This window comes from Arthrobacter sp. EpRS71 (assembly GCF_001512285.1).
GTDB lineage: Bacteria > Actinomycetota > Actinomycetes > Actinomycetales > Micrococcaceae > Arthrobacter.
This window is the reverse complement of the sequence record NZ_LNUV01000006.1, coordinates 138876-163824: the sequence shown is the minus strand read 5'-3', so window position 1 is coordinate 163824 and position 24949 is coordinate 138876. Positions and strand designations below refer to the sequence as shown.

At 63.5% G+C, this 24949-nt stretch carries 23 protein-coding genes; 17 read left to right on the top strand and 6 right to left on the bottom strand.

The annotated features are described in order from the left end of the window. Positions 1–837 carry a hydroxymethylpyrimidine/phosphomethylpyrimidine kinase gene (locus tag AR689_RS10905; RefSeq protein WP_062070072.1) on the top strand — a complete coding sequence of 279 codons (837 nt, stop codon included), beginning with the start codon at positions 1–3 and terminating at the stop codon, positions 835–837. Between the two features lie 87 nt (positions 838–924). Here the strand turns inward: AR689_RS10905 and AR689_RS10900 are convergent, their stop codons facing one another. Further along, a complete protein-coding gene (locus AR689_RS10900) occupies positions 925–1857 on the bottom strand; it encodes a cytochrome b/b6 domain-containing protein (RefSeq protein WP_062070070.1) in 933 nt (310 codons plus the stop codon). 303 nt (positions 1858–2160) lie between these two features. Here AR689_RS10900 and AR689_RS10895 point away from each other — a divergent pair, with 303 nt between their 5' ends. Both AR689_RS10895 and AR689_RS10890 read left to right on the top strand, forming a co-directional pair. Then, positions 2161–2784 (top strand): TetR/AcrR family transcriptional regulator, encoded by a 624-nt coding sequence (locus AR689_RS10895; RefSeq protein ID WP_062070068.1) that lies wholly within the window; start codon positions 2161–2163, stop codon positions 2782–2784. Between the two features lie 73 nt (positions 2785–2857). Further along, complete coding sequence (locus AR689_RS10890) at positions 2858–3658, top strand: SAM-dependent methyltransferase (protein ID WP_062070066.1); 801 nt, start codon at positions 2858–2860, stop codon at positions 3656–3658. Between the two features lie 214 nt (positions 3659–3872). On the opposite strand, the gene AR689_RS10885 is transcribed toward AR689_RS10890, so the two are convergent. Further along, entirely contained in the window at positions 3873–5387 is a 1515-nt protein-coding gene (locus AR689_RS10885) for an XRE family transcriptional regulator (protein ID WP_024819507.1), read from the bottom strand. A 142-nt stretch (positions 5388–5529) separates the two neighbouring features. Between AR689_RS10885 and aceA the strand changes: the two genes are divergently transcribed. Both aceA and aceB read left to right on the top strand, forming a co-directional pair. After that, entirely contained in the window at positions 5530–6861 is a 1332-nt protein-coding gene (gene aceA / locus AR689_RS10880) for an isocitrate lyase (RefSeq protein WP_062070064.1), read from the top strand. A gap of 92 nt (positions 6862–6953) precedes the next feature. Continuing rightward, positions 6954–8606: a malate synthase A gene (gene aceB / locus AR689_RS10875; protein ID WP_062070062.1), complete on the top strand. Its 1653-nt coding sequence runs from the start codon at positions 6954–6956 to the stop codon at positions 8604–8606. Positions 8607–8806: 200 nt separating this feature from the next. On the opposite strand, the gene AR689_RS10870 is transcribed toward aceB, so the two are convergent. Then, complete coding sequence (locus AR689_RS10870; protein WP_062070060.1) at positions 8807–10000, bottom strand: MFS transporter; 1194 nt, start codon at positions 9998–10000, stop codon at positions 8807–8809. 50 nt (positions 10001–10050) lie between these two features. Further along, on the bottom strand, positions 10051–11268 hold the full coding sequence (locus tag AR689_RS10865; protein ID WP_062070059.1) for an ROK family transcriptional regulator: 1218 nt from the start codon (positions 11266–11268) through the stop codon (positions 10051–10053). Between the two features lie 189 nt (positions 11269–11457). Between AR689_RS10865 and AR689_RS10860 the strand changes: the two genes are divergently transcribed. The 12 genes from AR689_RS10860 to AR689_RS10805 all read left to right on the top strand — a co-directional run bounded on the left by AR689_RS10860 (position 11458) and on the right by AR689_RS10805 (position 23237). Further along, positions 11458–12507: a Gfo/Idh/MocA family protein gene (locus AR689_RS10860; RefSeq protein ID WP_062070057.1), complete on the top strand. Its 1050-nt coding sequence runs from the start codon at positions 11458–11460 to the stop codon at positions 12505–12507. Next, positions 12504–13319 carry a hypothetical protein gene (locus AR689_RS10855; RefSeq protein WP_062070055.1) on the top strand — a complete coding sequence of 272 codons (816 nt, stop codon included), beginning with the start codon at positions 12504–12506 and terminating at the stop codon, positions 13317–13319. The genes AR689_RS10860 and AR689_RS10855 overlap by 4 nt, the downstream gene beginning before the upstream one ends. Positions 13320–13438: 119 nt before the next feature. Then, positions 13439–14770: an ABC transporter substrate-binding protein gene (locus AR689_RS10850; RefSeq protein WP_062070053.1), complete on the top strand. Its 1332-nt coding sequence runs from the start codon at positions 13439–13441 to the stop codon at positions 14768–14770. Positions 14771–14783: 13 nt separating this feature from the next. Continuing rightward, on the top strand, positions 14784–15746 hold the full coding sequence (locus tag AR689_RS10845; protein WP_062070051.1) for a carbohydrate ABC transporter permease: 963 nt from the start codon (positions 14784–14786) through the stop codon (positions 15744–15746). Then, the gene (locus tag AR689_RS10840) at positions 15746–16639 is read left to right on the top strand and encodes a carbohydrate ABC transporter permease (protein ID WP_062070049.1); all 894 of its coding nucleotides are present in this window, start codon (positions 15746–15748) and stop codon (positions 16637–16639) included. The genes AR689_RS10845 and AR689_RS10840 overlap by 1 nt, the downstream gene beginning before the upstream one ends. 58 nt (positions 16640–16697) lie before the next feature. Then, positions 16698–17474, top strand: coding sequence for a sugar phosphate isomerase/epimerase family protein (locus AR689_RS10835; RefSeq protein ID WP_062070047.1), 777 nt, complete (start codon positions 16698–16700; stop codon positions 17472–17474). Next, entirely contained in the window at positions 17471–18592 is a 1122-nt protein-coding gene (locus AR689_RS10830; RefSeq protein ID WP_062070044.1) for a Gfo/Idh/MocA family protein, read from the top strand. The genes AR689_RS10835 and AR689_RS10830 overlap by 4 nt, the downstream gene beginning before the upstream one ends. Positions 18593–18622: 30 nt before the next feature. Continuing rightward, the gene (locus AR689_RS10825; protein ID WP_062070043.1) at positions 18623–19828 is read left to right on the top strand and encodes a Gfo/Idh/MocA family protein; all 1206 of its coding nucleotides are present in this window, start codon (positions 18623–18625) and stop codon (positions 19826–19828) included. Position 19829: 1 nt separating this feature from the next. Then, positions 19830–20831: a sugar phosphate isomerase/epimerase family protein gene (locus tag AR689_RS10820; protein WP_062070041.1), complete on the top strand. Its 1002-nt coding sequence runs from the start codon at positions 19830–19832 to the stop codon at positions 20829–20831. Positions 20832–20842: 11 nt separating this feature from the next. Further along, positions 20843–21730: a TolB family protein gene (locus tag AR689_RS23305; protein WP_062070039.1), complete on the top strand. Its 888-nt coding sequence runs from the start codon at positions 20843–20845 to the stop codon at positions 21728–21730. A gap of 4 nt (positions 21731–21734) precedes the next feature. Beyond that, positions 21735–22757, top strand: a complete 1023-nt coding sequence (locus AR689_RS10810) for a Gfo/Idh/MocA family protein (RefSeq protein ID WP_062070037.1) — start codon at positions 21735–21737, stop codon at positions 22755–22757. A 3-nt stretch (positions 22758–22760) separates the two neighbouring features. Then, a complete protein-coding gene (locus AR689_RS10805) occupies positions 22761–23237 on the top strand; it encodes a heme-degrading domain-containing protein (protein WP_062070035.1) in 477 nt (158 codons plus the stop codon). Between the two features lie 7 nt (positions 23238–23244). On the opposite strand, the gene AR689_RS10800 is transcribed toward AR689_RS10805, so the two are convergent. Together AR689_RS10800 and AR689_RS10795 are read right to left on the bottom strand one after the other, a co-directional pair. Next, complete coding sequence (locus AR689_RS10800; protein ID WP_062070033.1) at positions 23245–24552, bottom strand: type II toxin-antitoxin system HipA family toxin; 1308 nt, start codon at positions 24550–24552, stop codon at positions 23245–23247. Continuing rightward, a complete protein-coding gene (locus AR689_RS10795) occupies positions 24552–24836 on the bottom strand; it encodes a helix-turn-helix domain-containing protein (protein ID WP_043805776.1) in 285 nt (94 codons plus the stop codon). Before AR689_RS10795 ends, AR689_RS10800 begins: the two co-directional genes overlap by 1 nt. Positions 24837–24949 lie beyond the last annotated feature (113 nt).

Sequence of the window (24949 nt, the reverse complement as noted above, 5' to 3'; positions counted from 1 at the left end):
ATGACTTCTGCCGTTGCCCCTGCCATTGCCCTGACCATCGCCGGCTCCGAAGCGACCGGTGGCGCCGGCGCGCAGGCAGACCTCAAAACCTTCCAGGAACTCGGAGTGTTCGGCATCGCGAACCTCACGTGCATCGTGTCTTTCAACCCGAAGGACAACTGGAACCACCGCTTTGTGCCGGTGGACCAGCAGGTCATCGCGGACCAACTGGAAGCGACGACGGCGGCCTATGGTGCCGCCTCCGGCGCACCTTCGGTATTGGACACGGTGAAGATCGGCATGCTCGGAAGCCCGGCAACCATCAGCACCGTGGAGAAAGCGCTGACTGATGCTTCGTTCGCCAATGTGGTGCTGGACCCGGTCCTGATCTGCAAAGGCCAAGAGCCGGGCCACGCCCTGGACACCGACCAGGCGTTGAAGGCGCAGATCCTGCCTCTAGCCACCTTCGTCACGCCGAACCACTTCGAAGCCGAGTCGCTGTCCGGACTCACCATCACCGACGAAGAGTCGCTCAAAGCTGCAGCCATCCGCATCCACCAGATCAGCGGCGCAGCAGTCCTCGCCAAAGGCGGGGTCAGGCTGGAAGGCCCGGACGCCGTCGACGTCTACTACGACGGTGAGACCCTGGAAGTCCTGCGCGCGCCGAAGGTTGGCGAAGTGGCTGTGTCCGGTGCCGGATGCTCGCTTGCTGCCGCGGTGACCGCCGAACTGGCCAAGGGTGCCACTCCGCTGGAAGCCGCGCGCACCGCGAAGGCTTTCGTGACGGCCGGAATCAAGAACCGGGTGTCCTCCGGCGCTCCCTTTGACGCCCTGTGGCAAGGTGGGGCTCTGTCCTAGCTTCTGTCGATACAGGCAGAAGCAGCCGCCCCGGAATCACTTCCGAGGCGGCTGTTTGTCTTTGAGTGAGGGTTTCTTTGCGTTTGGTTAGCGCGAGACCTTGCCCATCAGCGAAGCAATGGGCCGCAGGAACAGCGGGCGGGCCAGGAACCAGGCCGCCGCCGTGAAGACGATGGATGCCGCGAAGATCCCGAAGCCCCACCAGCTGGTGTTGTCGTCATTGGCGGCGTACATGTGGTTGAGGTTCCTTAGTGCCCCCGTAGCCAGCACCAGGGTGACGTGGACGATCACGAAGGCTACGAAGTAGATCATCACCGGGAAGTGGATCTTGCGGGCCAGCTCGATGGGGTAGAACTTGTTGATCGCGGCCTTCTTGGGCCACGCCCCGGACATCCGGATGCCCGTGATGATGGCCAGCGGGGCCGCGATGAAGACCGTGATGAAGTAGGTCAGAAGCTGAAGGCTGTTGTAGTTGTTCCAGCCGTTTTCAACGGGCCAGTTCAGCGAGGCGTATTGAAGTCCTGCCGAGACGGCGTTCGGGAAAACGTCCCAGTTGGTGGGGACGATCCGCAGCCATTGGCCGGTGGCGAAGAGGAGCACAATGAAGATGATGCCGTTGAGGACCCAGAGCGCATCCAGCGTCAGGTGAAACCAGAGATCCAGGCTGATCTTGGTTGGCGGGTTCTTGGTCTTAATGAGGCCCTTGTTGTTCCGGGTCCAGTTGGCTGCCGGGCGGGTGGTGGTGCGCACCTGCCAGCCCGAACGGATGATCAGGACAATGAAGAACATATTAAGGAAGTGCTGCCAGCCCAGCCATGCCGGGAAGCCGATGGGTGTGCCTTCAGGAATTGCCGAGTGCCCCGGGTAGTCGGTGAGGAACTGCTGCACGGGGTGAAGGGTCCGGAGCCACTGCGCAACGAGCACCAGGATCAGTGCCACCACCAAGGCTCCTGCGGTGACGACGACGGGTTTGAACCACCTGTTCGACGTGATCCCGGACGACTTGCTTGAAACGGACATCAGGCCGCGTTCCTCTCTGGCTTGTTTGGCTGCGACCAGTTGGCGCTATATAGCGATTCAACCAGTTGCAGCCCGACGGTGAAAACGGCACCCGGGTTTCGGGGCGTCTCGCGTCAAAAATCGCAGCATTCGGATACATGCCGCAATACGTATTTCTAGAACAGACTTCCAGAATTATTTCCTGTGTTTCACGGGCCAGTCAAGGCTTGATGCTGGCTATGTGGATTATTTGGACGGTAGGATTCCAAAAAATGGCTGTTCGACACTCCGGTCTACGTCCTGCCTGCGAGAGGAGCACACAGCATGGTCCGCAAGACATCCGAAGTAGCCAGCAACGCGGGCTCCTGGCAGTGGACCCGCACCGCTGCCACCCAACGCAATCTGCTGGATGCGGCCACCGAAGTGTTCGTGGATCATGGGTTCACCGACGCAAGCATCTCGGACATCGTGGCCCGCTCCGGGTCCAGCGTGGGCAGTCTCTACCACCACTTCGGGGGCAAGACCGAGCTCTTCCTCGCACTGTGGAACGACTACCAAAATGAGCACGAGCGCCTGGTGGCAGCCGCTGTGGCCAAAGCGAGGAAAGCCGGCGAGGACCATCCCCTCGCCCTGTTCAACGTAGGCAGCCGCAGCTACTTCGACTACACCTGGAAACACCGGGGCCTGGAGCGTGTGTTCATTGAGGGCGACACTCCCCCGGGCTTCGAGGTTCTCCGGCGCGAACGCGGACGCGAGTGGGTCCGGCAGAACTCCGTGCTCCTCGGTGCCAGTGACGACACCCTGGGCCGCCTCACCGTAGCCGTGATCACGGACATCATCACGGTGGCCGGACAGGAAGTGGCCCTCAGCGCATCCAAGCGCGAGGCCGACGAGGTTGTTGAGGCTGCGGCCGTGCTGGTGGGCCGCCTGATCCTCGCTCATCCCTGAGGGTACGTTCAGGCAGAACTTCGCAGGCTCACGGACAAGCAGTAGCTTCCGTGAATCGTGAGAACATCATTGAGTGACCGACAGTACCTCGCTTGAACTGCCGCCCCTCTACGAGTCTCTTACCTGGCTTACCCCGCTCTCCGAAGAACGCGCTGCGCACCTTGTGGCGTTCCTGTCCGACCCTGCCCCGGCTGAGGTTCTGGACATGGGGTGCGGATGGGGTGAACTACTGCTTAGGGTATTGACGTCGGCCCCGCAGGCACGGGGACGCGGAGTGGACTGTGCTTCAGTGTCCATCGACCGAGCGAGGCAACAAGCATTGACTCGTGGGCTGCTCGACAGAGCGACGTTTGATTCGATGCCGGGGCTGGAAGCCGAGGATGTCGCCGCGGACGCTGTCATCTGCATCGGCGCGAGCCAAATCTGGGGGCCGCCAGTAGAGGAGGCGCAGCCGCTCGACTACGCCGCAGCCCTGCGCGCCCTTCGAGCACTGGTGCGTCCGGGCGGCCGACTCGTCTACGGCGAGGCAATCTGGTCAACAACACCTCATCCTGCTGCCACCGCCCCTCTGGCTGGACGTGATGACGAGTACCTAACGGAGGATGCGTTGCGCGAGCAGATCCGCGCCGCCGGTTTCGAGGTGGTAGATCACGACCAGGCAAGCATTCAGGAGTGGGACGTTTTCGAGGCCGGGTATCGCGAAAGGTTTACCCGTTGGCTGGAAGCACATGATGCCGAACATCCCGCTGCAGAGCACGTCCGTCAGCGATATGAGGAACAGCGCGCTGCATATGAAGAGGGCTACAGAGGCGTACTCGGGATGGCGTATTTCTGCCTAAGGGGTAGGAGTCCACTGCGGCTCACCGTCATGTGACGCACCGACGTGCTGGCGTTCCCCTTACTGGGCGTCACGGCTCGACGGCGGCGGCTATCCAGAGAGCGCCCGCCCCAACGACGGCGGCTTCTATCCAGAGAGCGCCGGCCCCAACCACGCGGGACGTGATAGAGCGCCGGCCCCAACCACGCGGGACGTGAGAGAGCGCCGACCCCAAGCACGCGGGACGTGAGAGAGCGTCCAATCCAGGGGGTCAGCGCTCGGAGTGGGCCGCCAGGAAGCTGTACACCTCGGTCTCGTCCACGCCGGGGAACGCGCCGGGAGGCATAGCGGCCAGCAGGTGTGAGTGCGCGCGGGCGGAGGGCCAGGCGTTGCCGGCCCACTCGTTCGCCAAAGATGCCGGGGGGCGCTTGCAGCAGGTGGGATCCGGACAGTTTGATGTGGCACGCGCGGTGGTCTCGCGGCCTCGGAACCATTTCACATGCTGGTAGGGCACGCCGATGCTCAGCGAGAATTCACCGGCAGCCGAGCGCTCAGTACGGGCCGTGCACCAGTACGTGCCCGACGGCGTGTCCGTGTACTGGCTGTAGGCACTGAATTTGTCCGGCACATCGAACACGGCCCGCGATGTCCATGCCTTGCACGACGGCTGCCCCTCAATGGCCCCCGTGTGGTCCTGCGGGAAGGCCACGCCATCGTTCTCGTAGGCCTTGTAGATGATGCCGGACTGGTGGGTCTTCTGGAAGTGGGTGGTGATGCCCAGGTGCTTGGTGGCCAGGTTGGTGAAACGGTGCGCAGCGGTTTCGTAAGACACAGCGAAGGCGTCGCGGATGTCCTCCACGGCAATCTCCTTGGCGGCCTTTGCCTTCTGCAGGAACTCCACTGTGGCCTGCTCCGGTAGCAACAGCGCCGCGGCAAAGTAGTTGGTGGCCACGCGCTGGGCCAGGAAATCTCCGTAGTTCCGGGGAGTTTCATGCCCCAGGACATAGTGTCCCAGTGCCTGCAGCAAAACAGACCGGGGATCGTGATCCTGCCGCTGGTTCTGCGTCAGATAAATTCTGCGGTTCTTCAAATCGGTCACGGACCGTGTGGAGTGCGGCAGATCGCCCACGTGATGCAAGGAAAACCCGAGGTTCTCGGCAATGTCCGCAATGACGTGCTGGCTGAGCGGACCAGCGGTGTAGCCAACCCCTTTGAGGACCTTCTGCGCCTCGGCTTCATACTCGGGGAAATAGTTACCGCGCTCGCGCATCATGGCACGCAACTCGCCGTTCGCGCGGCGGGCTTCTTCCGGCGTCGCCACCTGCTCGTTAAGTTTGCGTTCGAGCTCCTGAAGCAGCCCCACCTGCGACTCCAGAACATCGAGTGGAAGCCGCGAGCTGATGCGGATTTTCGGCAGGTTCAGGGACTCATACAGCGGCCCGCGCTGGTACCGTTCCAACTCGATTTCCAGGGCCGCCCTGCGGCTCGGCGGCTCGGCCCCCAGCAGCTGATCGATGCTCACGTTGAGGGACGCGGCGAGCTGCTGCAGCAGCCCCAACTTGGGTTCGCGCTTGCCGTTTTCGATCAGGCTCAGCTGGCTTGGTGCGGTCCCGACGGCGGCACTCAAGTCGTCCAGCGTCAGTCCAGCCTGCTTGCGCAGATGGCGCACCCGGCGGCCAAGGCTGATGACGTCCAGTTCGGGGGACGCAGGGGACAACGACGGCGACGCTACTTCACGATTCCAGCTCACAGGAGACATTTCTTGAGAATACGCGAAGAAGTGCATTTCTTTCCACTGTTTTCCTCTAGTAAGTCCATTGGAAGTGCAGAAAAGTAGGTCTTACGAAAAGAAATACAGAACCCGGTTAGCCGGCCGATGCAGCAAAGGCGCAGCGGAGGCCGGCCCGGGCATTACATAGGAGATCAAGATGACCGCTTCATTTGAACCCGCAGAGCAGTCCGCAGAGCAGCAGGCCGCAGCGCTGGAACTTGAATGGTCCGCCAACCCGCGGTGGGAAGGCGTCACCCGTGATTACTCGGCCACAGACGTCATCCGTCTCCGCGGTCGCGTCTCCGAAGAGCACACCCTGGCCCGCCGCGGCTCGGAGAAACTCTGGAAGCAGCTCACCGAGGAAGCTCCCACCGGCGGCTACACCAACGCCCTCGGAGCACTGACCGGCAACCAGGCCGTTCAGCAGGTCAAGGCCGGCCTCCGCGCCATCTACCTTTCCGGCTGGCAGGTGGCAGCTGATGCCAACCTTTCGGGCCAGACCTACCCGGACCAGTCCCTGTACCCGGCCAACTCGGTACCCCAGGTTGTCCGCCGCATCAACAACGCCCTGCTCCGCGCAGACCAGATCGAGTATGCCGAGGGCGTCAAGACCGTTGAAGACTGGCTGGTCCCGATCGTCGCCGACGCCGAAGCCGGTTTCGGTGGCCCGCTGAACGCTTACGAGCTCATGAAATCCATGATCACCGCAGGTGCCTCGGGCGTGCACTGGGAAGACCAGCTCGCTTCCGAAAAGAAGTGCGGCCACTTGGGCGGCAAGGTCCTCATCCCCACCCAGCAGCACATCCGGACCCTGAACGCAGCCCGCCTGGCAGCCGACGTCGCCGACACCCCGACGGTGGTCATCGCCCGCACCGACGCCGAAGCAGCAACCCTGATCACCTCCGACGTTGACGAGCGCGACCAGGAATTCATCCTCCGCGAAGGAGGACAGCCGGTTCGCACCGCAGAGGGCTTCTACAAGGTCCGCAACGGCATCGAACCCTGCATCGCCCGCGCCAAGGCCTACGCACCGTACTCCGACCTCATCTGGATGGAGACCGGCACCCCGGACCTGGAGTTGGCCCGCAAGTTCGCCGAATCGGTCAAGGCCGAGTTCCCGGACCAGATGCTCTCCTACAACTGCTCCCCGTCCTTCAACTGGCGCAAGCACTTGGATGACACCACCATCGCGAAGTTCCAGCGCGAACTCGGTGCCATGGGCTTCACGTTCCAGTTCATCACCCTGGCCGGCTTCCACGCCCTGAACTACTCGATGTTCGACCTCGCCCACGGCTACGCCCGTGAAGGCATGAGCGCGTACGTCGAGCTCCAGGAGAAGGAATTCGCCTCCGAGTCCCGCGGCTACACCGCCACCAAGCACCAGCGCGAAGTCGGCACCGGCTACTTCGACGACATCGCAACCGCGCTCAACCCGAACGCATCCACCCTCGCACTGGTCGGATCGACCGAAGAGGGCCAGTTCCACTAAAAACTTCCCCATCCAAGTAGCAGTAGATGCCGTTATGAACGTCCAAAACGGCATCTACTGCGACTCAGTTGGGTCCCCGAAAGGACACTCCAATGAACAGCTTCACTGACAACTTCACTATCAATGGCATCACCATCACCGCGCAGCCCATTTGCCGGCAGAACGAGGTCCTCACACCGGATGCGCTTGAGTTCGTCGGCAAGCTGCACAGGGCTACGGCGGATCGTCGTCAGGAGCTGATGCAGGCACGGCACACACGTCGTGGGCAGATCGCCGCCGGCCAGGATCCGCGGTTCCGCCCGGAAACTGAGGGTATCCGGAATGATCCGTCGTGGCGCGTCGCTCCCCCGGCACCGGGTTTGGAGGACCGTCGCGTGGAGATCACGGGTCCGGTGGATAAGAAGATGACCATCAACGCCCTGAACTCGGGTGCGAAGGTGTGGCTGGCTGACATGGAGGATTCGTCCACGCCGACGTGGCGGAACGTCATCCAGGGCCAGCTGAACCTGACTGATGCTTTGGAGCGTCGGATTGATTTCACGTCCCCTGAGGGCAAGGAGTACAAGCTCAAGTCCGCCGAGGACCTGCCCACCATTGTGGTCCGTCCGCGTGGCTGGCACCTGCCGGAGAAGCACATGCTCATTGACGGCAAGCCGATCGCCGGCGGCATTGTGGACTTCGGCCTGTTCTTCTTCCACAACGCCCGCCGCCTGCTGGCCCAGGGCAAGGGTCCCTACTTCTACCTGCCGAAGATTGAGAACCACCTCGAAGCCCGGCTGTGGAACGACATCTTCGTCCTGGCCCAGGATCTGCTGGGTATCCCGCAGGGCACCATCCGCGCCACCGTGCTGATCGAAACCATCACGGCCGCGTTTGAGATGGAAGAAATCCTGTACGAACTCCGGGACCATGCGAGCGGTTTGAACGCCGGCCGCTGGGACTACATCTTCTCGCTGATCAAGAACTTCCGTACCCGCGGACCGCGTTTCGTGCTCCCGGACCGCGGCCAGGTGACCATGACCCAGCCCTTCATGCGCGCCTACACCGAGCAACTGGTCCGGGCCTGCCACCGCCGCGGTGCCATGGCGATCGGGGGCATGGCAGCAGCGGTCCCGAACCGGAAGGACGAGGCCGCCAACCAGGCATCGTTCGAGAAGGTACGTGCGGACAAGACCCGCGAGGCCAACGACGGTTTTGACGGCTCCTGGGTGGCTCACCCGGACCTGGTGCCGGTATGCCGCGAGGTGTTCGACTCAATTCTCGGAGACCGGCCCAACCAGCTGGACCGCAGCCGCGAGGACGTCACCCCCGATGACCGCGCGCTGATTGACATCGCCAGCACGGAGGGCACCATCACCGAGGGCGGGGTGCGCCTGAACATCGAGGTAGGCATCCGCTACATCGAGTCCTGGCTGCGCGGCAACGGTGCGGTGGCAATCCACAACCTCATGGAAGACGCCGCCACAGCCGAGATCTCCCGGTCCCAGCTCTGGCAGTGGATCCACTCCCACGCCATCATCGAGAACGGCGACGTCATCACCCGTGAATGGGTGGAGGACCTGCTGGACGAGGAATTCGCCCGGCTGGAACGCTTCGACGGGGACCGCTTCGCTGATGCCCGCGCCATCTTCGAGGAAGTCACCCTGGCCGAAGAATTCCCCACCTTCCTGACCATCCCCGCGTACGCCCGTTTCCTCACCGAGGCCAAGGAAGAGGCCACAAAAGAGGAACTCGTCGCCGCCTAGGTCCAGGACCTGAGGAAGCGACACATCAAGCCCCGACGCTGGGCTGCCTGCACTCTTCGCAACAAGTGACCCCGACCGCCGGGGAGGCAGCCCAGCAGCGGGGCTTCTCTGTGCCCAGCGCCCCATTCCGGGGGTTCCCTGCGCACCATGCCGTGCGCACGGCACGTTCAGCAGGGAACCATCGAATCGGACCGGAAGAGCTAACCCTGCCGGGCCACCCAGCGCACGGACAACGTGGTGGACACGCAGAACGCGAGCACCGAGCCGAGGATCACGAACAACGGCACCGTCCAGCCGTCGGTAACACTGTGCACATAGCCAATAATCGTGGGAGCCAAGGCAGCGAAGCAGTAGCCCACCCCTTGCACCACGGCGGACATCTTGCCGGCGGCGGCCTGGGATTGCGCGAACTTGATAATGGCTATGAAGATCACCGTGATACCCCCACCTTGGGCAACGCCGCCCAGCGAGGACCACAACCACCACAGCGAAGGCGCCAGCAGCAAGCCCACGGGAACCGTCAGCCACATCGCACTCAAGGTGACCGCCACCGTCGTCGTACTGGCGAAGCGGGCCAGGAGCGGCACGCCCAAGCCGCCCACGATCGCGAAGATCTGGAACAGCGAGGACCCTGCACCGGCTTCGGCGGTGCCCATGGCGAGTTCGTCGGACAGGAAGCTGGGCAGCCACGCGGTGACGCCATAGTAAGAAAAGGCCTGCCCCGCGAAGCCGAGTGTGAGGCCCACCGTCAACCAGCCCACACCCGCAACGGGGCCGGACGAGGACGCCGGAGGAACAGGAACAGCTGCCGGAACAAAGGCCCGGCGCGCCCCCACAGTGGGCACCCAGAACAGGATGGCCGCCAACGACAACAGGGCGCTCGCGGCCAGGGCCAGCCTCCACCCCACCAGCTCAGCCAGGGGTGCAGTCGCCACCGAAGTGAGGAACGAGCCGATGTTGAGGGCAGCGGTGTACACACCCATGGCCGTTGCCTGACGCCTTGGCGCAAAGTCGCGCCGGATGATGAGTGGCACCGCGATGTTGCCGATGGTGATGGCCACACCGATGATGACCGTGCCGGCCATGACCAAGGCACTGTCGCCACTGGAGCGGATCACCACCCCGGCCAGCACACCGAGCAGCGTCAGCATCACGGCGAATTCAGCTCCGAGGCGTCGTCCGGCCAGCGAGGCCAAAGGGGACGCGAGGGAGAAGCAGAGTACGGGAATGCCGGTCAGCAGCCCGAGTTCCACCGGCGAGAACCCCAGGTCCTGACGCAGGGAATCCACCACGGGGGCCACGGCCACAAAGGGTCCGCGCATGTTGAGGGCGATGAGGCCGATGCATGCGAGGATCAACCAGCCGCGGGGAATTTTGGCAAAGAAAGTAGACATCACTTTCATTGCTATCACGCCACTGCCCGTGATCCGGCACCAAACAAGGCTTAGCCCGTCGCTTGGAGCGTGGCCTCAATCACTGCCGGGGACAGGACATACTGGGTGACCATTTGGCTGGCACCCAGGATGGCGGCGCGGTCGCCGGCCATGGAAATGCCGATGCGCAGGTGCGTTGTGGCCAGCGGCAGGGAGCGCCGGTAGACCACTTCCCGAATGCCGGCCACGAGGTGTTCGCCGGCTTCTCCTACGCTGCCGCCAATGATGATCATGGACGGGTTGAGCAGGTTGACCACGGTTGCCAGGACATCACCAACATCGCGTCCCGCCTGCCGCAGCGCCTGAATGGCCTGCAGATTTCCTTCGCCCACCAGCCGCAGGACATCGGCACCGGTGGAAGCTTCCAGCCCTTGGGATTGAAGTTGACGCGCGACGGCGGGACCTGAGGCGAGTGCTTCGAGGCAGCCGTGGTTGCCGCATCGGCAGAGGACGTCGTCGCCGCGGGGAACACGGACGTGGCCGAGGTCGCCGGCGGTGCCGTTGGCGCCCCGCTGCAGTTCACCGCTGCTGATGATGCCCGCGCCGATGCCGGTGGCCACCTTGATGAACAGGAAGTTGTCGTGGTCCGGCCAGTACGCGGTTCGTTCGCCGAGGGCCATGATGTTGACGTCGTTGTCCACCAGGACGGGAACAGGCAGCGAACGCTGGACGTACGTGACGACGTCGAATCCGTCCCATCCCGGCATGATGGGCGGTTTCACGGGCCGCCCGGTGTCGTGCTCTACGGGCCCGGGCAGACCGATGCCCATGCCCGCGAGGTCGCCGGGTTCGCGGCCCGCCTCGGTAAGGAGTTCACGGCCTGCGGAGACGACGCGGCCGAGGACAACCTCGGGTCCGTCGGCAACTTCTTGTGCAAGTCGCCGCTCGGCGAGGATGCTGCCGCTGAGGTCGGTGACGGCAACAATCACGTGGGTGGCTCCGACGTCGACGGCCAGGACGACGCGCGCGGCGGGGTTGAAGGCAAAGCGCGACGGCGGCCTGCCGCCGCTGGAGCTCGCCTCACCTGCGGGGCCTACCAGTCCGGAAGTGATGAGGGCGTCGATGCGGGAAGCGACCGTTGAGCGGGCCAGCCCGGTGGTGACTGCGAGTTCGGCCCGTGTGCGGGCTTGGCCGTCGCGGAGGAGTTGGAAGAGATCGCCAGCACGCGAGAGATTACCGGCCTCCTGGACGGAGGCATTTCCGGCGTCGTGAGTGGTGGCGGTTGTCATGCCTTTAGTGAAGCACGATTGCTTATGCGTGTCATGCAGCAGAAGTTTGTCGGCAATATTTCGACTTTTGCTTGACGCTCGTCAAAAGTCCCTCTAGGTTGTGATGAGCAGCACATCAGTCCGCTTACGAAGAGGTAACTGAACTTGTCCAGCCAGCCACAGGCACCGCAGCAGGCACTTCCCCAACCCATGGGTGTTGGCATCCTCGGCGCCGGCCCGGTCACCCAGGCCATCCACTTGCCATCCCTCGCCCGACTGGGCGAGATCCTCACTGTCCGCCACATCATGGATGTGGACCCCGCCGTAGCTGAGTCCGTTGCAGCCCGGGTCGGTGCCACTCACAGCACCAGCATCGACGCACTCCTCGGCGACCCCGCTGTGGACATCGTGGCCATCTGCAGCCCGCACCAGTTCCACGCCGAACAGGTCATCGCCGCCTGCCGCGCCGGAAAGAAGGCGGTCCTCTGCGAGAAGCCCTTCGCCATGAATGCCGAAGAAGCCGCGCAGATCGCCGCCGTCAGCGCCGAAACCGGCGTGCCCATCATCGTGGGCGCCATGCACACCTTTGATCCGGGCTGGCTTGCCGCCCAAGAGAACTGGGATGACCTGCCGGAAACGGCCCACACCATCCGCTCCTCGATCGTCCTTCCGCCCAACGCACGTTTTGAAGACTTCGCCACAGAGATCATCACCCGTCCGGCCGGCGGCACTCCGGACTACACGGACCCCGAAGTCATCAAGGGCGCACTCCGCGGCGGCGTCATGGGCTTAGCCATTCACGACCTCCCTTTGATCCGCAGGTTCACTCCGGACTTCAAGGACGTAGAGGTGCTGGAGGCACGCCATGTCCGCCCCTTCGGCTATGTCATCTCACTCCGCACCCCCACGCGGACCATCGAACTCCGCGCAGCCATGAACAACACCTGGAAACCGGAGTGGAGCTTCGAGGCCTTTTCCGACCACGCTGCCCTCCGCATCGACTTCACGCCGTCCTACGTCCAGGCCGGCTCCGCCGTGGCAACCTTCACCCGTGGTTCGCAGACAACGGTGCACGGGCCCTTCGAACACAACGGCTATGAAGGTGAATGGCGTGAACTCGCTGCCTTGGCCGCCGGCACCAAGCAGCCACCGTCTGCGCAAACGCTGATTGACGATCTCACCTTCGCACTGGACATTGCCGATGCCACGGTGGCCAACGTCGAAAGCCAGCACGCTGTTGCCGAAGGAGCCCACGCATGAGCGCCACCGACGGCATCAAGCAGTACACCGTCCGGGCCACTCCCGAGGCGCAGGAGGCTGGCGCTGTGGCACTGGCAGTGGCTTCCCTTCCCGAGTCCTTCGGCCCGGCTGCCGGCACCAACCAATCCGACGTCCATGTCATCTCCGGACAGCCAGGTTGGGCTGCTGATGCCGCGGAAGCCATCACCGCTGGAGCCCGCGCCGTAATAGTGGTCAACCCTGCGCCAGAAGGCGTTGGAACCCTGGCTGAAGCCGCCGCACGACACAACACTGTGGTGGTCCTCGACCAGCGCTGGGCCTCCAACCCGGCCATCCCTGCGGCCGAAGACGCAGTCCGTTCCATGTCCGGCCGCGCGGCCCTCCTCGACACGGTAGCCACAGCAGCCGTGGGAACCGACTCCGGCGAGTTGTTCGCGGACCATCTTGCCGCCGTCGTCCGCATTGCGGGTCCGCTGGCGAACCTCCGGCACCTCAGCCGCGGACCTCACGGCTACACCACCACGGCGGTCCTCGCCAACGGTGCGCCGGTTGCCATCCAGGGCGTGGTGTCGAACGCACGCCCGGCGGCGCTGGACCTCCGCCTGTTGACCGACGACGGCGGCGTCAGCGTCACGCTGCCGGAACCGGTGGCTGCCTGGCCGGCAACGGTCAAGGTCACCGGACCTCACGGCGAGCTGCTTCTTCCCACGATCTACGAATCTGCTCACCGCGCCACGTGGCGCCGGCTCAAGCGACACCTCGACGCCGGCACCAGTCCCTCCGATCTGCACCGCTTCGCGGCGCTCACGGAATCCATCACAGCCCTTTCCTAACCCGAGCTTTACAACAAACAGCACTACCAGTCATTCACTACGCATTGCCCTACTCAAAGTTGAGCTGGACCGGCTCTGAAAAACGCTTCGCAGCGTTGCCTGTCCCGAAAGGAATCACTATGAATGTTCAGTCCGCAGCCTCCCGTTCCTTCTCCCGCCGCGGTTTCCTCGGCCTGACCGCGGCGGCGGCTTCAGTGCCGCTATTGGCCGCCTGCGGCGGCGGCTCAGCCACCCAGGGCGGAGGAGGCGGCGGCGCCGGTGGGACCGTCAAGTTCTGGGACATGCCCTGGGCAACGCCCGCATACAACGACTCCGCCAAGAAGATCGCTGAAGGCTTCGCAGGTGCCAACAACGCCAAGGCCAACTACCAGATCATCCAGTGGAACAACTTCTACCAAACCTTCTCCTCGGCCATCGCGTCCAAGACCGGCCCGGCAGTATCCACCGGTGGCGGCTTCCAGGCCTTCCAGTTTGAGCAGCAGGGCCAGATCGCGTACGCGGACAAGGTCATTGAGAAGCTGAAGTCCAACGGCCAGTTCGACGATTTCCTTCCCGGCGTGCTGGATCCGTTCAAGTCAGACAAGGGTTACGTCGCCGTGCCGTGGCAGCTGGACATGCGCGTGTTCTGGTACCGCAAGTCCCTGTTCGAGAAGGCCGGAGTCTCACTCCCCACGGACTGGCCGTCCCTCCTTGAGGCCGGCAAGGCCCTGAAGAAGGTGGGCGCGTTCGGCTTCGCCACCGGTGCCGGCTCGGGCAACAACTACGGCAACCACTCCATGATCATGATGATGGTCAACAACGGCGGCGGCGTTTGGAACAAGGACGGCGAGCTGGACCTGCTCAACGACCGCAACGTGGAGGCGATTGAGTTTGTCCGCGAACTGGTATCCAACGGCATCGTGGATCCCGCCGCCGTCAGTTACACCACGGACAACATGTCCGCGCAGTGGAAGGACGGCAAGGCTGGATTCGGCCTCTTCCAGGTCAACGTTCCGCAACGTGTAGGCGACACCTCAGGTGACCTGCTGGTGGCCGACCCCATCACCGGCCCGCATGGCGACAAGGCCACCATCGTGTTCCCGAACAACATCATGATGTACAAGAACACCCCCTCGCAGGAAGCTTCCGAAGAGTTCCTGGTCTACTACTTGGGTCAGCTTAAGGAACTGTGGAAGCAGAAGCTCATGTCCGCGCTTCCGGTGTTCAAGTCGATCACCGAAATTCCTGAATTCGCCGACGATCCCAACAACGTGAAGATCGTCAAGGACTGGCAGCCCATCGCCAAGACCTTCGCATCCCAGGGCAGCACCCTCAACGCCAACCTCGCAGCATTGGACGGCGGCCAGGCACTGAACCAGTTCAGCCAGTCGATCCTCACCGGCCAGGCAGCAGATGCCAAGAGCGCACTGCAGGCCTTCCAGTCCGGCCTCGAATCGGTCCTGAAGAAGTAGAACGGGACCGGCCATGACATCCACCACCGCACCATCAGGCCTGTCCCGGGCCCGCCGGGGGCTCGCCCCCGGCGGATCGGGGGCCTCCCCGGGAAGACGTAAGAGCAAGCTCAGCGCGCAAACCACGCGCACCTTCTTCTGGCTCCTGATTCCCTCCGTAGTCCTGCTCGTCCTGATCCACGGCTACCCGCTGATCCACGCCGCAGTACAAGCCACCCACGACGGCGACCTGCTCCAGACCGGAAACTTCGTAGGCGGCGAGAACTTCGCCAACGTCCTGTCCTCGCCCGCGTTCTGGAAAGCAGCACAGTTCACCCTCTGGTTCACCATTGTTGGCGTGTTCGGCTCGTGGCTGGTGGGCCTGGGGCTCGCCCTGTTGCTGAGGACCAAGATCCCCGCAGGGAACACCTTCAAAGTCCTGCTGCTCCTGCCGTGGGTTGTGCCGATCGTGGTCTCCTCCACGGCCTGGAACTGGCTGGTGGCAACCCCTGACAGCCTGATCCCCTCGATCTTCCGGGGCCTCGGCTTGGGGACCCCGCTGTTCCTGGCAGATCCCACCCTGGCCTCCATCACCGTGATGGTGTTCAAGGTCTGGGTGTCCTTCCCCTTCATGATGATGATGATCTCCGCGGCCCTGGCCTCGGTGGACACCACTGTCTACGAAGCGGCCAGCATGGACGGTGCCAGCCCCTGGCAGCAGTTCACCCAGATCACCCTCCCGCTGATCGCCCGCTCCACCTACATCAGCTGGATCCTCATGACGATCTTCTGCGTCAACGATTTCCCCACCATTTACCTGCTCACTGGCGGCGGCCCCGTCAGCGCCACCACCTCCCTGGTGGTCCTTGCCTACCGCACCGTCTTCCAGGACTTCGCCACCGGCCCCGGTGTGGCCATCGCCTTCCTCATGACCATGACCCTGGTAGTCATCTCCGTCATCCTGTACCGCCAGATCCGAAAGTCGAGCGTCGAATAATGAGCGCTGTACTCCACGCCCACCCCGAATCCGGCCCGGCCCTCGGCATCACCGACACCGGCAAGACCCGCCGCGTCCTCTCCGAAGCCGGCATGCGCGGACGCTGGTGGCGGTTCGCCCTGATCCTGGCCATCACCGTGATCGTCCTGGTCCCCATCATGGTGACCGTGGTGCTGGCCTTCACTCCCGGTGTGAACAGTACGGCCACCGGGTTCACGTTCGAGAACCTTGCCAACGTTTTCAATGGGACGCTCGCCGCGACCTGGCTGCAGAACAGCCTGGTCACCACGCTCTCCACCGTGGTGGTCTCCGTCGCCGTGGCCGCACCCGCCGGATACGTCCTCTCCCGTGGCCGGTCCAAAGCAGTCTCCGGCTACTCCCTGCTGCTGTTCGTCATGCAGTCCCTGCCCATCATCACCTCAGTGGTCCCACTGTTCATCCTCTTCGCAGGCATGGGCCTGGTGGACAACCTGCTGGGCATCACCATCATCTACGTCGGCTCCACCATGACCGTGGCCACCTGGATGATGGCCGCCTATTTCGATTCCATCCCCATCAGCCTCGAAGAAGCATCTTGGATTGATGGCTGCTCGGTGTTCGGGTCCTTCACCAAAGTGGTGCTCCGGAACTCACTGCCAGGCATCCTCTCCACCGCCATCTTCGCCTTCCTGCTGGCGTGGAACGACTACCTGGTAGCCATCGTGTTCCTTCGATCCAACGAGATCTTCACCCTTCCCATGGGCGTCCAATCGTTCTTCCAACAGAACGCCACCGACTGGACATCCGTGATGGCCCTGGCCGTGGTGATGATGCTTCCGCCGATCATCGTCTTCGCCGCACTGAACAAGTACTTCAGCGTCGGCGGAATCGGTGGCTCCCTCGCCGGGCGCTAACTAGACTGGCGCCAAGTCCCTGAATTCCCGGAAACACCCACTCCCGAAAAGGAACCCAATGTCGTATTCACTCCAGCTGTACACCCTCAGGAACGCCATCCAGGAGGACCTGCCTGGAACCATCAAGAAGGTGGCCGAGATCGGCTTTACACAGGTTGAGCCGTACAACTTCGTGGCCACCGCTTCCGAGCTGGGCGCGGCGTTAAAGGAAAACGGACTGACCGCGCCTTCCGGCCACGCACCCCTGTTGACGCAGGATCAGGACGAGATCTTCGCGGCCGCCAAGGAACTGGGCATCACCACCGTGATCGATCCCTTCCTCCCGGCCGAGCATTGGCAGGACGCCGAAACCATCCATGCCACGGCAGCCAAGCTCAACGCCGCAGCCAAGAAAGGCGCTGAGTACGGCATCCGCGTGGGTTACCACAACCATGCCTGGGAGCTGGAGTCCACCATCGAGGGCAAGACCGCCCTGGAATACTTCGAAGGACTGCTGGATCCGGAACTCGTCCTCGAAGTGGACACGTACTGGGTGGCCGTTGGCGGCCAGGATCCCGTGGAACTCCTGGCCCGCCTCGGCGACCGCGTGAAACTCATCCACATCAAGGACGGCCCGGGGAACACCGATACCAAGGCCCAGCAGCCCGCCGGCCAAGGCACCATTCCTGTGCTGGATGTCATCGCAGCTGCCAAGTCCTTGGAGGTTGGCGTGGTGGAATTCGACGACTACTCCGGAGACATCTTCCAGGGCATCACCGAAAGCCTGAACTACCTGACCGCCGCGGCCAGCGCCGAAGCAGCAGAAAGCGCCGTTTCCCAGGAGGCCAAGGCATGAGCTTCGCTCCCTCCACCCGCAAAGGTCCCGTCGGTGTAGCCGTCATCGGCGCGGGCAACATCAGCAAGCAGTACCTGGACAACCTCACGGTTTTCCCCGACCTGAAGGTCCTGGTGATCGCGGACCTCTTCGTCGAGGCCGCCGAAGCACGGGCCAAGGAATACGGGATCCCGGAGTTCGGTGCGCCCGAGCTGGCACTGAATCATCCCGACGTCGAAATCATCGTGAACCTGACCATCCCGGCAGCGCACGTCGAGGTGGCCACCGCTGCGGTGAACGCGGGCAAGCACGTGTGGACTGAGAAGCCCTTCTCACTGGACCGCGAGTCCGGACTTGGCCTGCTCAAGGCAGCAGACGCCGCCGGTATCCGCCTGGGCACCGCCCCGGACACGTTCCTGGGTGCGGGCCTTCAGACGGCCCGCCGGATCATCGAACGTGGGGACATCGGCACCCCGTTGACCGGTATGACCACGTTCCAGACGCCCGGCCCCGAGTCCTGGCACCCGAACCCGGCGTTCCTGTTCCAGCACGGCGCCGGTCCGCTGTTCGACATGGGCCCGTACTACCTCACCGCACTGGTCCAGACCTTCGGCTCCATCCGCAAGGTGGCCGCCGTTGGCTCCTCTGCCAAGGCGACCCGCGTGATCGGTTCCGGGCCCAAGGCCGGCGAGGAATTCGCCGTCGAGGTCCCCACGCATGTGTCCGCGATGGCGCAGTTCGAGGGCGGCCAGTCCTCGCACAGCGTGTTCAGCTTCGAGTCGCCGCGCCTGCGGATGGGCTTCGTGGAGATCACGGGCTCGGAGGCTACGCTGTCATTGCCGGACCCGAACTACTTCGACGGCGAGTTGAAGCTGTGGCGTCCGGGCGCGGAAGAACCCGAGATCATCCCTGCCACCGGGCCGGCCAACGGCCGCGGCCTGGGGGTGTTGGACATGGCCCGCGCCTTGCGTGCCGGCACCGCACACCGGGCCACGGGCGATCTCGCCTACCACGTGCTGGACAGCATGGTCTCGATCGCTGAATCCGTGGAATCGGGCACGTTCGTGGATGTCATCAGCAACGCACCTGCTTCGGCGGCCGTCCCTGAGGACTGGGCACCGGAAACAGCAACACTCTAGTAACTGAAGCGAACTGCGAGGAACCACACCATGACCACCCCCGCCCACCCATCCGACCACACGCCTGCCCAGACGCGTCAACCACTCGGCGTGGCCGCCATTGGCTACGCCTTCATGGGTAAGGCCCATTCGAATGCGTGGCGGAACGTGGCCAGTTTCTTCGACGTCCCGGCCTTCGAGCAGAAAGTGCTCGTTGGCCGGGACGCCACCCAAGTGGCAGAGGCCGCAGCCAAGTACGGCTGGGCCGAGTCCGCCACTGACTGGCGTTCGGTGATTGAACGGGACGATATTCACATCGTCGATATCTGCGCGCCGGGCTGGATGCACGCCGAAATCGCCATCGCCGCCCTCGAGGCGGGCAAGCACGTACTCGTGGAGAAGCCGCTGGCCAACACCCTGGGTGAGGCCGAGTTGATGGCGGCCGCGGCCGCCACCGCCCGGGCCAACGGCGTGCAGTCCATGATCGGCTTCAACTATCGCCGCGTCCCCGCCCTGGCACTTGCCCGGGAACTCATCGCCGAAGGGCGGCTCGGCACGGTCCGGCACGTCCGCGCCGCCTACCTCCAGGACTGGCTCTCCGACGCCGAGTCCCCTATGACGTGGCGCCTCCGCAAGGAAACCGCCGGCTCCGGCGCACTCGGCGACATCGCCTCCCACGCCATCGACCAGGTCCTCTTCCTCTTGGACGATGCCGTCACCGAGGTGTCCGGCCGCCTGCACACGTTCGTGGACCGCCGCCCCGGCACTAATGGTTCCGCTAGCGGGCTCGAAGATGTAACGGTCGACGACGCCGCTTGGGCCACGCTGACCCTCGCCTCCGGAGCAATCGCCTCAGTAGAGGTTTCCCGCGTGGCGACGGGCCGGAAGAACTCCCTCAAGCTCGAAATCTACGGCGATAAAGGCACCATCCTCTTTGACCTTGAAGCCCTGAACGAGCTCGGCTTCCTGGACGCCACCGTGCCCGTCCGCGAACAGGGCTTCCGGCGGATCCTGGTCAACGAGCCCGAACACCCCTACCTCGAAGCATGGTGGCCGCAGGGTCACATCATTGGCTGGGAGCACACCTTTACGCACCAAATCCGGGACTTCCTCACCGCGATCGCCGCAGGTGAGGCGCCGTCGCCGTCGTTCGAGGACGGCCTGAACGTCCAGCACATCCTCGCAGCGGTTGAAGAGTCCGCCGCCGCCAAAAACTCACTGATCCAGCTCAACGCAACCACTATTGAAGGAGCCTGACATGCCCCGCCCGTACACCCTGTTCACCGGCCAGTGGGCCGACCTCCCGTTCGAGGAAGTCGCGCGCCTTGCCTCGGGCTGGGGCTACGACGGCCTGGAAATCGCCGTCTCCGGAGACCACCTGGACGCCTGGCGCTGGGACGAACCCGGCTACGTCGAGTCCAAACTCGCAGTGTTGGAAAAGTACAACCTGAAGGTCTGGGCCATCTCCAACCACCTCAAAGGCCAAGCCGTCTGCGATGACCCCATCGACTTCCGCCACGAAGCGATCGTCGGCTCCAAAGTCTGGGGCGACGGCGACCCCGAAGGCGTCCGCCAACGCGCCGCCGAAGAAATGAAACACACCGCACGCCTCGCCAAAGCGCTCGGCGTGGACACCGTGGTGGGGTTCACCGGATCCTCCATCTGGCAATACGTCGCCATGTTCCCGCCCGTCCCCGAGAAAGTCATCGACGCCGGATACCAGGACTTTGCCGACCGCTGGAACCCCATCCTGGACGTCTTCGACGAGTGCGGTGTCCGCTTCGCCCACGAAGTCCACCCCTCCGAAATCGCCTACGACTACTGGACCACCGTCCGCACCCTCGAAGCGATCGGCCACCGCGAGGCCTTCGGACTGAACTGGGACCCCTCCCACTTCATGTGGCAGGGCATCGATCCCGTGTCCTTCATCTGGGATTTCAAGGACCGGATCTACCACGTGGACTGCAAGGACACCAAGGTCCGACAGACCGGCCGCAACACCGTGATGGGCTCCCACCTGCCCTGGGGCGATCCCCGCCGCGGCTGGGACTTCGTCTCCGCCGGGCGCGGCGACGTGCCGTGGGAATCCTCCTTCCGGGCCCTCACCGCCATCGGCTACAACGGACCCATCAGCATCGAATGGGAAGACGCCGGCATGGACCGCCTCCACGGCGCCCCCGAGGCCCTGGCGGCGCTGAAGAAGTTCGACTTCCCCGCCTCGCAGACCTCCTTCGACGCCGCCTTCAGCAGCAAGGACTAGGACCAGCCGACGTGATCCGCACCCTTCAACCAGGTCAGCGCTGCGAGGTGCGGATCGCATCGGTCTCCGGTGAATCCACCTTGGTGTATTCCACCGACGACGTGCTGCTGGAAGCACCGAACTGGACCCTCGACGGGAGCTCACTGATCCTCAACGGGGACGGAAAGTTGTGGAGGCTGGACGTTTCCGGCGGTGAACCCGCGGAAGTTCTCCTCACGGGCGTCCCGGACCTGAACAACGACCACGTCCTGGCACCAGATGGCACCACCGTCTTCCTCTCCGCCAACGACGGCCACATCTACCGTGCCGCGCTTTCCGGTGGCCAAGCCACCAGGATCACGGACGAGGACGGCTCTTTCCACTTCCTCCACGGCGTCAGCCCGGACGGCAAGGAACTGGCCTATGTGGGCATCGAGGCGGGCGACTTTACGCAGCCGGGTCGTCTGATGACCATAGCGTCCGACGGCGGCGCTACCGCCCGCGTTGTTGATGTCGGTTCAGGCCACCGCGACGGGCCGGAGTACTCCCCCGATGGGAAGTGGCTTTACCTGAACACCGAGTCCTTCACGAAGGCTCCCGGCCACGCCCAGCTGGCCCGGGTACAGGTGGATGGCAGCGGGTTCGAGCGGCTCCTCGAGTCCGATACCGTCGACTGGTTCCCGCACCTTTCCCCCGATGGCCGCTACGCCACGTACATCCAGTTCCCCAGCGGTACGGAAGGCCACCCCGCGGACTTGCCTGTGGACGTCGTCCTTGTTTCGACCGAGGACTGGACCACTCCCCTCCATACATGGCCACTTTTCGGCGGCCAAGGTACCCTCAACGTCAACAGCTGGTCGCCGGATTCCGTGCGCTTTGCGTTTGTGGCGTACCCAATTTCTGGCTCAACAAAGGACTAAGCACGTGACGCTCAGTAATGGCACCTCCGATGGAACAATCCGCTGGGGAATCCTCGGCACCGGTTTTATCGCCGGGCTCCAAACGAAAGACCTGAAGGAGAACGGCTTTACGGTGCAGGCCGTGGGGTCCCGTTCGCTGGACTCGAGCAAGGGGTTCGCCGATCAGTACGGCATAGCCACAGCGCACGGCAGCTATGAGGATCTGGTAGCTGACCCGTTGATTGACGTGGTGTACATCGCCACGCCGCACCCCTTCCATCACGCCAACGCAGTGCTGGCGTTGAACGCCGGCAAGCACGTGCTGGTGGAGAAATCGTTCACCATGAACGCCAGCGAAGCGCAGGACATCGTGGATCTGGCCGAGTCCAAGGGCCTCGTCGCGCTGGAAGCGATGTGGACCCGGTTCCTCCCGCACATGATCCGCGTTCGCGACATCATCGCTGCCGGCACCATCGGAGAGGTCCGCAAGGTGGTGGCAAGCCACAACCAGAGCCTCCCCCAGGACCCTGCACACCGGCTTAACGATCCCGCGCTCGGCGGCGGAGCCCTGCTGGACCTCGGCATCTACCCCATCTCCTTCGCGTTCGATGTCCTCGGCACTCCGGCCTCAATCCGGGCCAGCTCCTCCACGTCTGCCACCGGAGTGGACCGGCAGACCGCTGCGATCTTCGAGTACGCCAACGGCGCCCAGGCGATTGTTGATTGTGAGCTTGACGCTGCCAGCGCCAACCGCGCCATGGTGATCGGAACCGAAGGGTGGATCGACATCGAGCACACCTGGTACAACCCGGTTCCTTTCACGGTTCATGCTGTTGATGGCAGTGTTGTTGAACGGTATGACCAGCCCGTAGGCAGCCGTGGAATGCAGTTCCAAGCTGCTGAGCTGGAACGCCTGATCCGCGCAGGAGAGACCGCCGGAACCATCCTGCCGCCGAGTGAGACCGTGGCCATCATGGCGGCGATGGATGAGATCCGACGCCAGATCGGGCTGAGCTACGAGGCTGACGCTGCAGTGGAAGGAAAATGAACCATGACTGAGTCACCGCGGCACGCTGAACTCCGCCAGCAGGAAGAGGAGCTGGTCTTCGCATCGTTCGACAACCACGACGCCTGGCGGCTTGGTTCGCTGATCGCCAACCACGCCATCGCGTCCGGGTTTGGAGTGGCAATCGATATCCGCCGCCACAACATCGTGCTCTTCCGCTGCGTTTTGCCGGGAGCCACCTCAGACCAAGAGGAGTGGATCCGCCGCAAGTCTGCTTCCGTGCTTCGCTTTGAGCACAGCACGGCGTTGTTGTCCGAGCAGTTTTCTGCCCGCGGTCATAGCCCTTTAGGTGGTGGCTGGCTTGCGCATGAGGACTACACCTTGGCTGGAGGATCGTTCCCCATCCGCGTCCGGGGAGCAGGCGTGATCGGCGCGATCACCGTATCCGGGCTGGCGTCCGATGAAGACCACCAGATGGTGGTGGACGGGATCCGGAACTATCTGAAGACGGTAGGGGTTTAGGGAGAGCTCACGGCGAGAGGAATCTGTGGATCGTGGATGATCCGCCCATGTCCAGCACGGCCGGGGCAGGAGCCAACGACGCCACCCGCTTGGCATTCTCACCTTCGAAGGCTTTGGTCATGCAGGCAAGGGAATCAGGTTCAGCTCCCAGGCTGAGGGCCTCGTCCCGCCAGTGAGACACGGCAGTGGCGACCTGCTGCAGCCGAGCAATGGCCGCGTCCCTGGTCAGCCGAAAAGCATCGGAGAAGTCCACCAGATCCCGAACGTCCCTATCGAAGAGCCCGCCCTGTGGGGTGAGCGGCGTATCTGATGTACCTGGCGGCACCGGGTTCACGTCGAACGACGGTGACAGGCGCCAGCCTCTCTTGGTTCGCAGGAGCCCGTGGTTTCTCATGTGGTCATCGGTGTTGTTGACCATAGCGATGAGAGCGGCTCTGCTGAACATCTCGTTGGCATCCTGAACAGGTTCTGCAGAGATATGTGCCACTTCCGAGGCGATTTTTACGTAATCAGGGTGTGAGTACGTGTCGAGTTGGAGAGCCGTGCGCACACTCATGTATGGGATGCGCCGGTCACCGTCGCGATCAAACCGCCGGGTGAGGAAGATATGGGAAAATTCCGAAAGTGGCATGAGCCGTGACTCGGCGACCCTGATGCCTGCCCGCTGCTGCAGCCTGATGGCCACCATTTCCCACAGTTGCACATTGCCGACGTCCGATGTCTTCGGGAACTTTGCCAGCAGCATGGATCCGTCGTCGTCCCGAACCCAGGCTTTTGGCTGAGCACCACCGGGAGAGGAGCCGGCACCCATCAGCAAGGAGTTCTCCTCCCTGACCTCGCCTGTGTCAGCGAAAAGTCTGGCCTCTTCGCTGAGCACCTTCAAGTCGCGGATTCCTGCACCCCGGCCCCACGACGACAGGAATTTTCCGTTCTCCCGAAAGCGAAGTGCCCCCTGCCTGGTCTCATCGTTGACCAACAACAGGTAGCCCGCTTCGCCCGTGGGCGGAATGCGGCCCGCACCCTCAATGAGAGCCTGTTGGCGCAGTTCTTCGTACAACAGCTTTCTGCCCCAGTCATCCGGGGAGGCATCCTGAAAGGACCCGAACAGCTCGCGGCCTTGGGTGGGACGCTGAGGGCCGCGCCGAAGGGGTAGCTCCGGAGAAACCTCGAACGCCTCTGCAGCGGACATCCAGCTGTCGGCGTAGGTGAACGCGACGCGCTCGCGAGGAGAAAGCCCGTCCGTTTCAATGTCCAGCACACCGGCCAAGGACTCGTTGACCAGCACCTCCACGCGCCTGATGATTCGGGCAGCCATTAGTTCCTCCTGGGGGCGCGCTGCCTGCTCAGCAGGTGCGCCCGCGCCCTACCAAGATCTGTATTCAGGGGGTCCAAAGCACTAATAAGGTCTTCAGCAACACCGAGCACAGACGCAACGGTCATCAAGTGTTCGATTTTTCCACCTTCGCCGGTTTCCATGCGCATGAGCGTCGGCCGTGAAAGGTCAGCACGTTCGGCGACAAGTTCCTGCGACAAGCCGAGGATGATTCGTCGGCTTCGCAGATTCTCCCCTAGACGACGCATGGCATCTCTGCTGTTCATGTATCTATCTTGTGCCATTACGTGGTTTAAAGCAATGAACTAGCTACCTTATGAAAGGGCGAAGCTTGCCCGCCCCCATCACAAAAGGTAACCTCCCGCCGTCGCCCCCGGTA

Excerpts from the sequence above, each read along its gene's own strand:
- AR689_RS10905 (WP_062070072.1), top strand. The coding sequence starts at position 1 with ATGACTTCTGCCGTTGCCCCTGCCATTGCCCTGACCATCGCCGGCTCC.
- AR689_RS10900 (WP_062070070.1), bottom strand. The coding sequence starts at position 1,857 with ATGTCCGTTTCAAGCAAGTCGTCCGGGATCACGTCGAACAGGTGGTTC.
- AR689_RS10895 (WP_062070068.1), top strand. The coding sequence starts at position 2,161 with ATGGTCCGCAAGACATCCGAAGTAGCCAGCAACGCGGGCTCCTGGCAG.
- AR689_RS10885 (WP_024819507.1), bottom strand. The coding sequence starts at position 5,387 with ATGCACTTCTTCGCGTATTCTCAAGAAATGTCTCCTGTGAGCTGGAAT.
- aceA (WP_062070064.1), top strand. The coding sequence starts at position 5,530 with ATGACCGCTTCATTTGAACCCGCAGAGCAGTCCGCAGAGCAGCAGGCC.
- aceB (WP_062070062.1), top strand. The coding sequence starts at position 6,954 with ATGAACAGCTTCACTGACAACTTCACTATCAATGGCATCACCATCACC.
- AR689_RS10870 (WP_062070060.1), bottom strand. The coding sequence starts at position 10,000 with ATGTCTACTTTCTTTGCCAAAATTCCCCGCGGCTGGTTGATCCTCGCA.
- AR689_RS10865 (WP_062070059.1), bottom strand. The coding sequence starts at position 11,268 with ATGACAACCGCCACCACTCACGACGCCGGAAATGCCTCCGTCCAGGAG.
- AR689_RS10860 (WP_062070057.1), top strand. The coding sequence starts at position 11,458 with ATGGGTGTTGGCATCCTCGGCGCCGGCCCGGTCACCCAGGCCATCCAC.
- AR689_RS10855 (WP_062070055.1), top strand. The coding sequence starts at position 12,504 with ATGAGCGCCACCGACGGCATCAAGCAGTACACCGTCCGGGCCACTCCC.
- AR689_RS10850 (WP_062070053.1), top strand. The coding sequence starts at position 13,439 with ATGAATGTTCAGTCCGCAGCCTCCCGTTCCTTCTCCCGCCGCGGTTTC.
- AR689_RS10845 (WP_062070051.1), top strand. The coding sequence starts at position 14,784 with ATGACATCCACCACCGCACCATCAGGCCTGTCCCGGGCCCGCCGGGGG.
- AR689_RS10840 (WP_062070049.1), top strand. The coding sequence starts at position 15,746 with ATGAGCGCTGTACTCCACGCCCACCCCGAATCCGGCCCGGCCCTCGGC.
- AR689_RS10835 (WP_062070047.1), top strand. The coding sequence starts at position 16,698 with ATGTCGTATTCACTCCAGCTGTACACCCTCAGGAACGCCATCCAGGAG.
- AR689_RS10830 (WP_062070044.1), top strand. The coding sequence starts at position 17,471 with ATGAGCTTCGCTCCCTCCACCCGCAAAGGTCCCGTCGGTGTAGCCGTC.
- AR689_RS10825 (WP_062070043.1), top strand. The coding sequence starts at position 18,623 with ATGACCACCCCCGCCCACCCATCCGACCACACGCCTGCCCAGACGCGT.
- AR689_RS10820 (WP_062070041.1), top strand. The coding sequence starts at position 19,830 with ATGCCCCGCCCGTACACCCTGTTCACCGGCCAGTGGGCCGACCTCCCG.
- AR689_RS10805 (WP_062070035.1), top strand. The coding sequence starts at position 22,761 with ATGACTGAGTCACCGCGGCACGCTGAACTCCGCCAGCAGGAAGAGGAG.
- AR689_RS10800 (WP_062070033.1), bottom strand. The coding sequence starts at position 24,552 with ATGGCTGCCCGAATCATCAGGCGCGTGGAGGTGCTGGTCAACGAGTCC.
- AR689_RS10795 (WP_043805776.1), bottom strand. The coding sequence starts at position 24,836 with ATGAACAGCAGAGATGCCATGCGTCGTCTAGGGGAGAATCTGCGAAGC.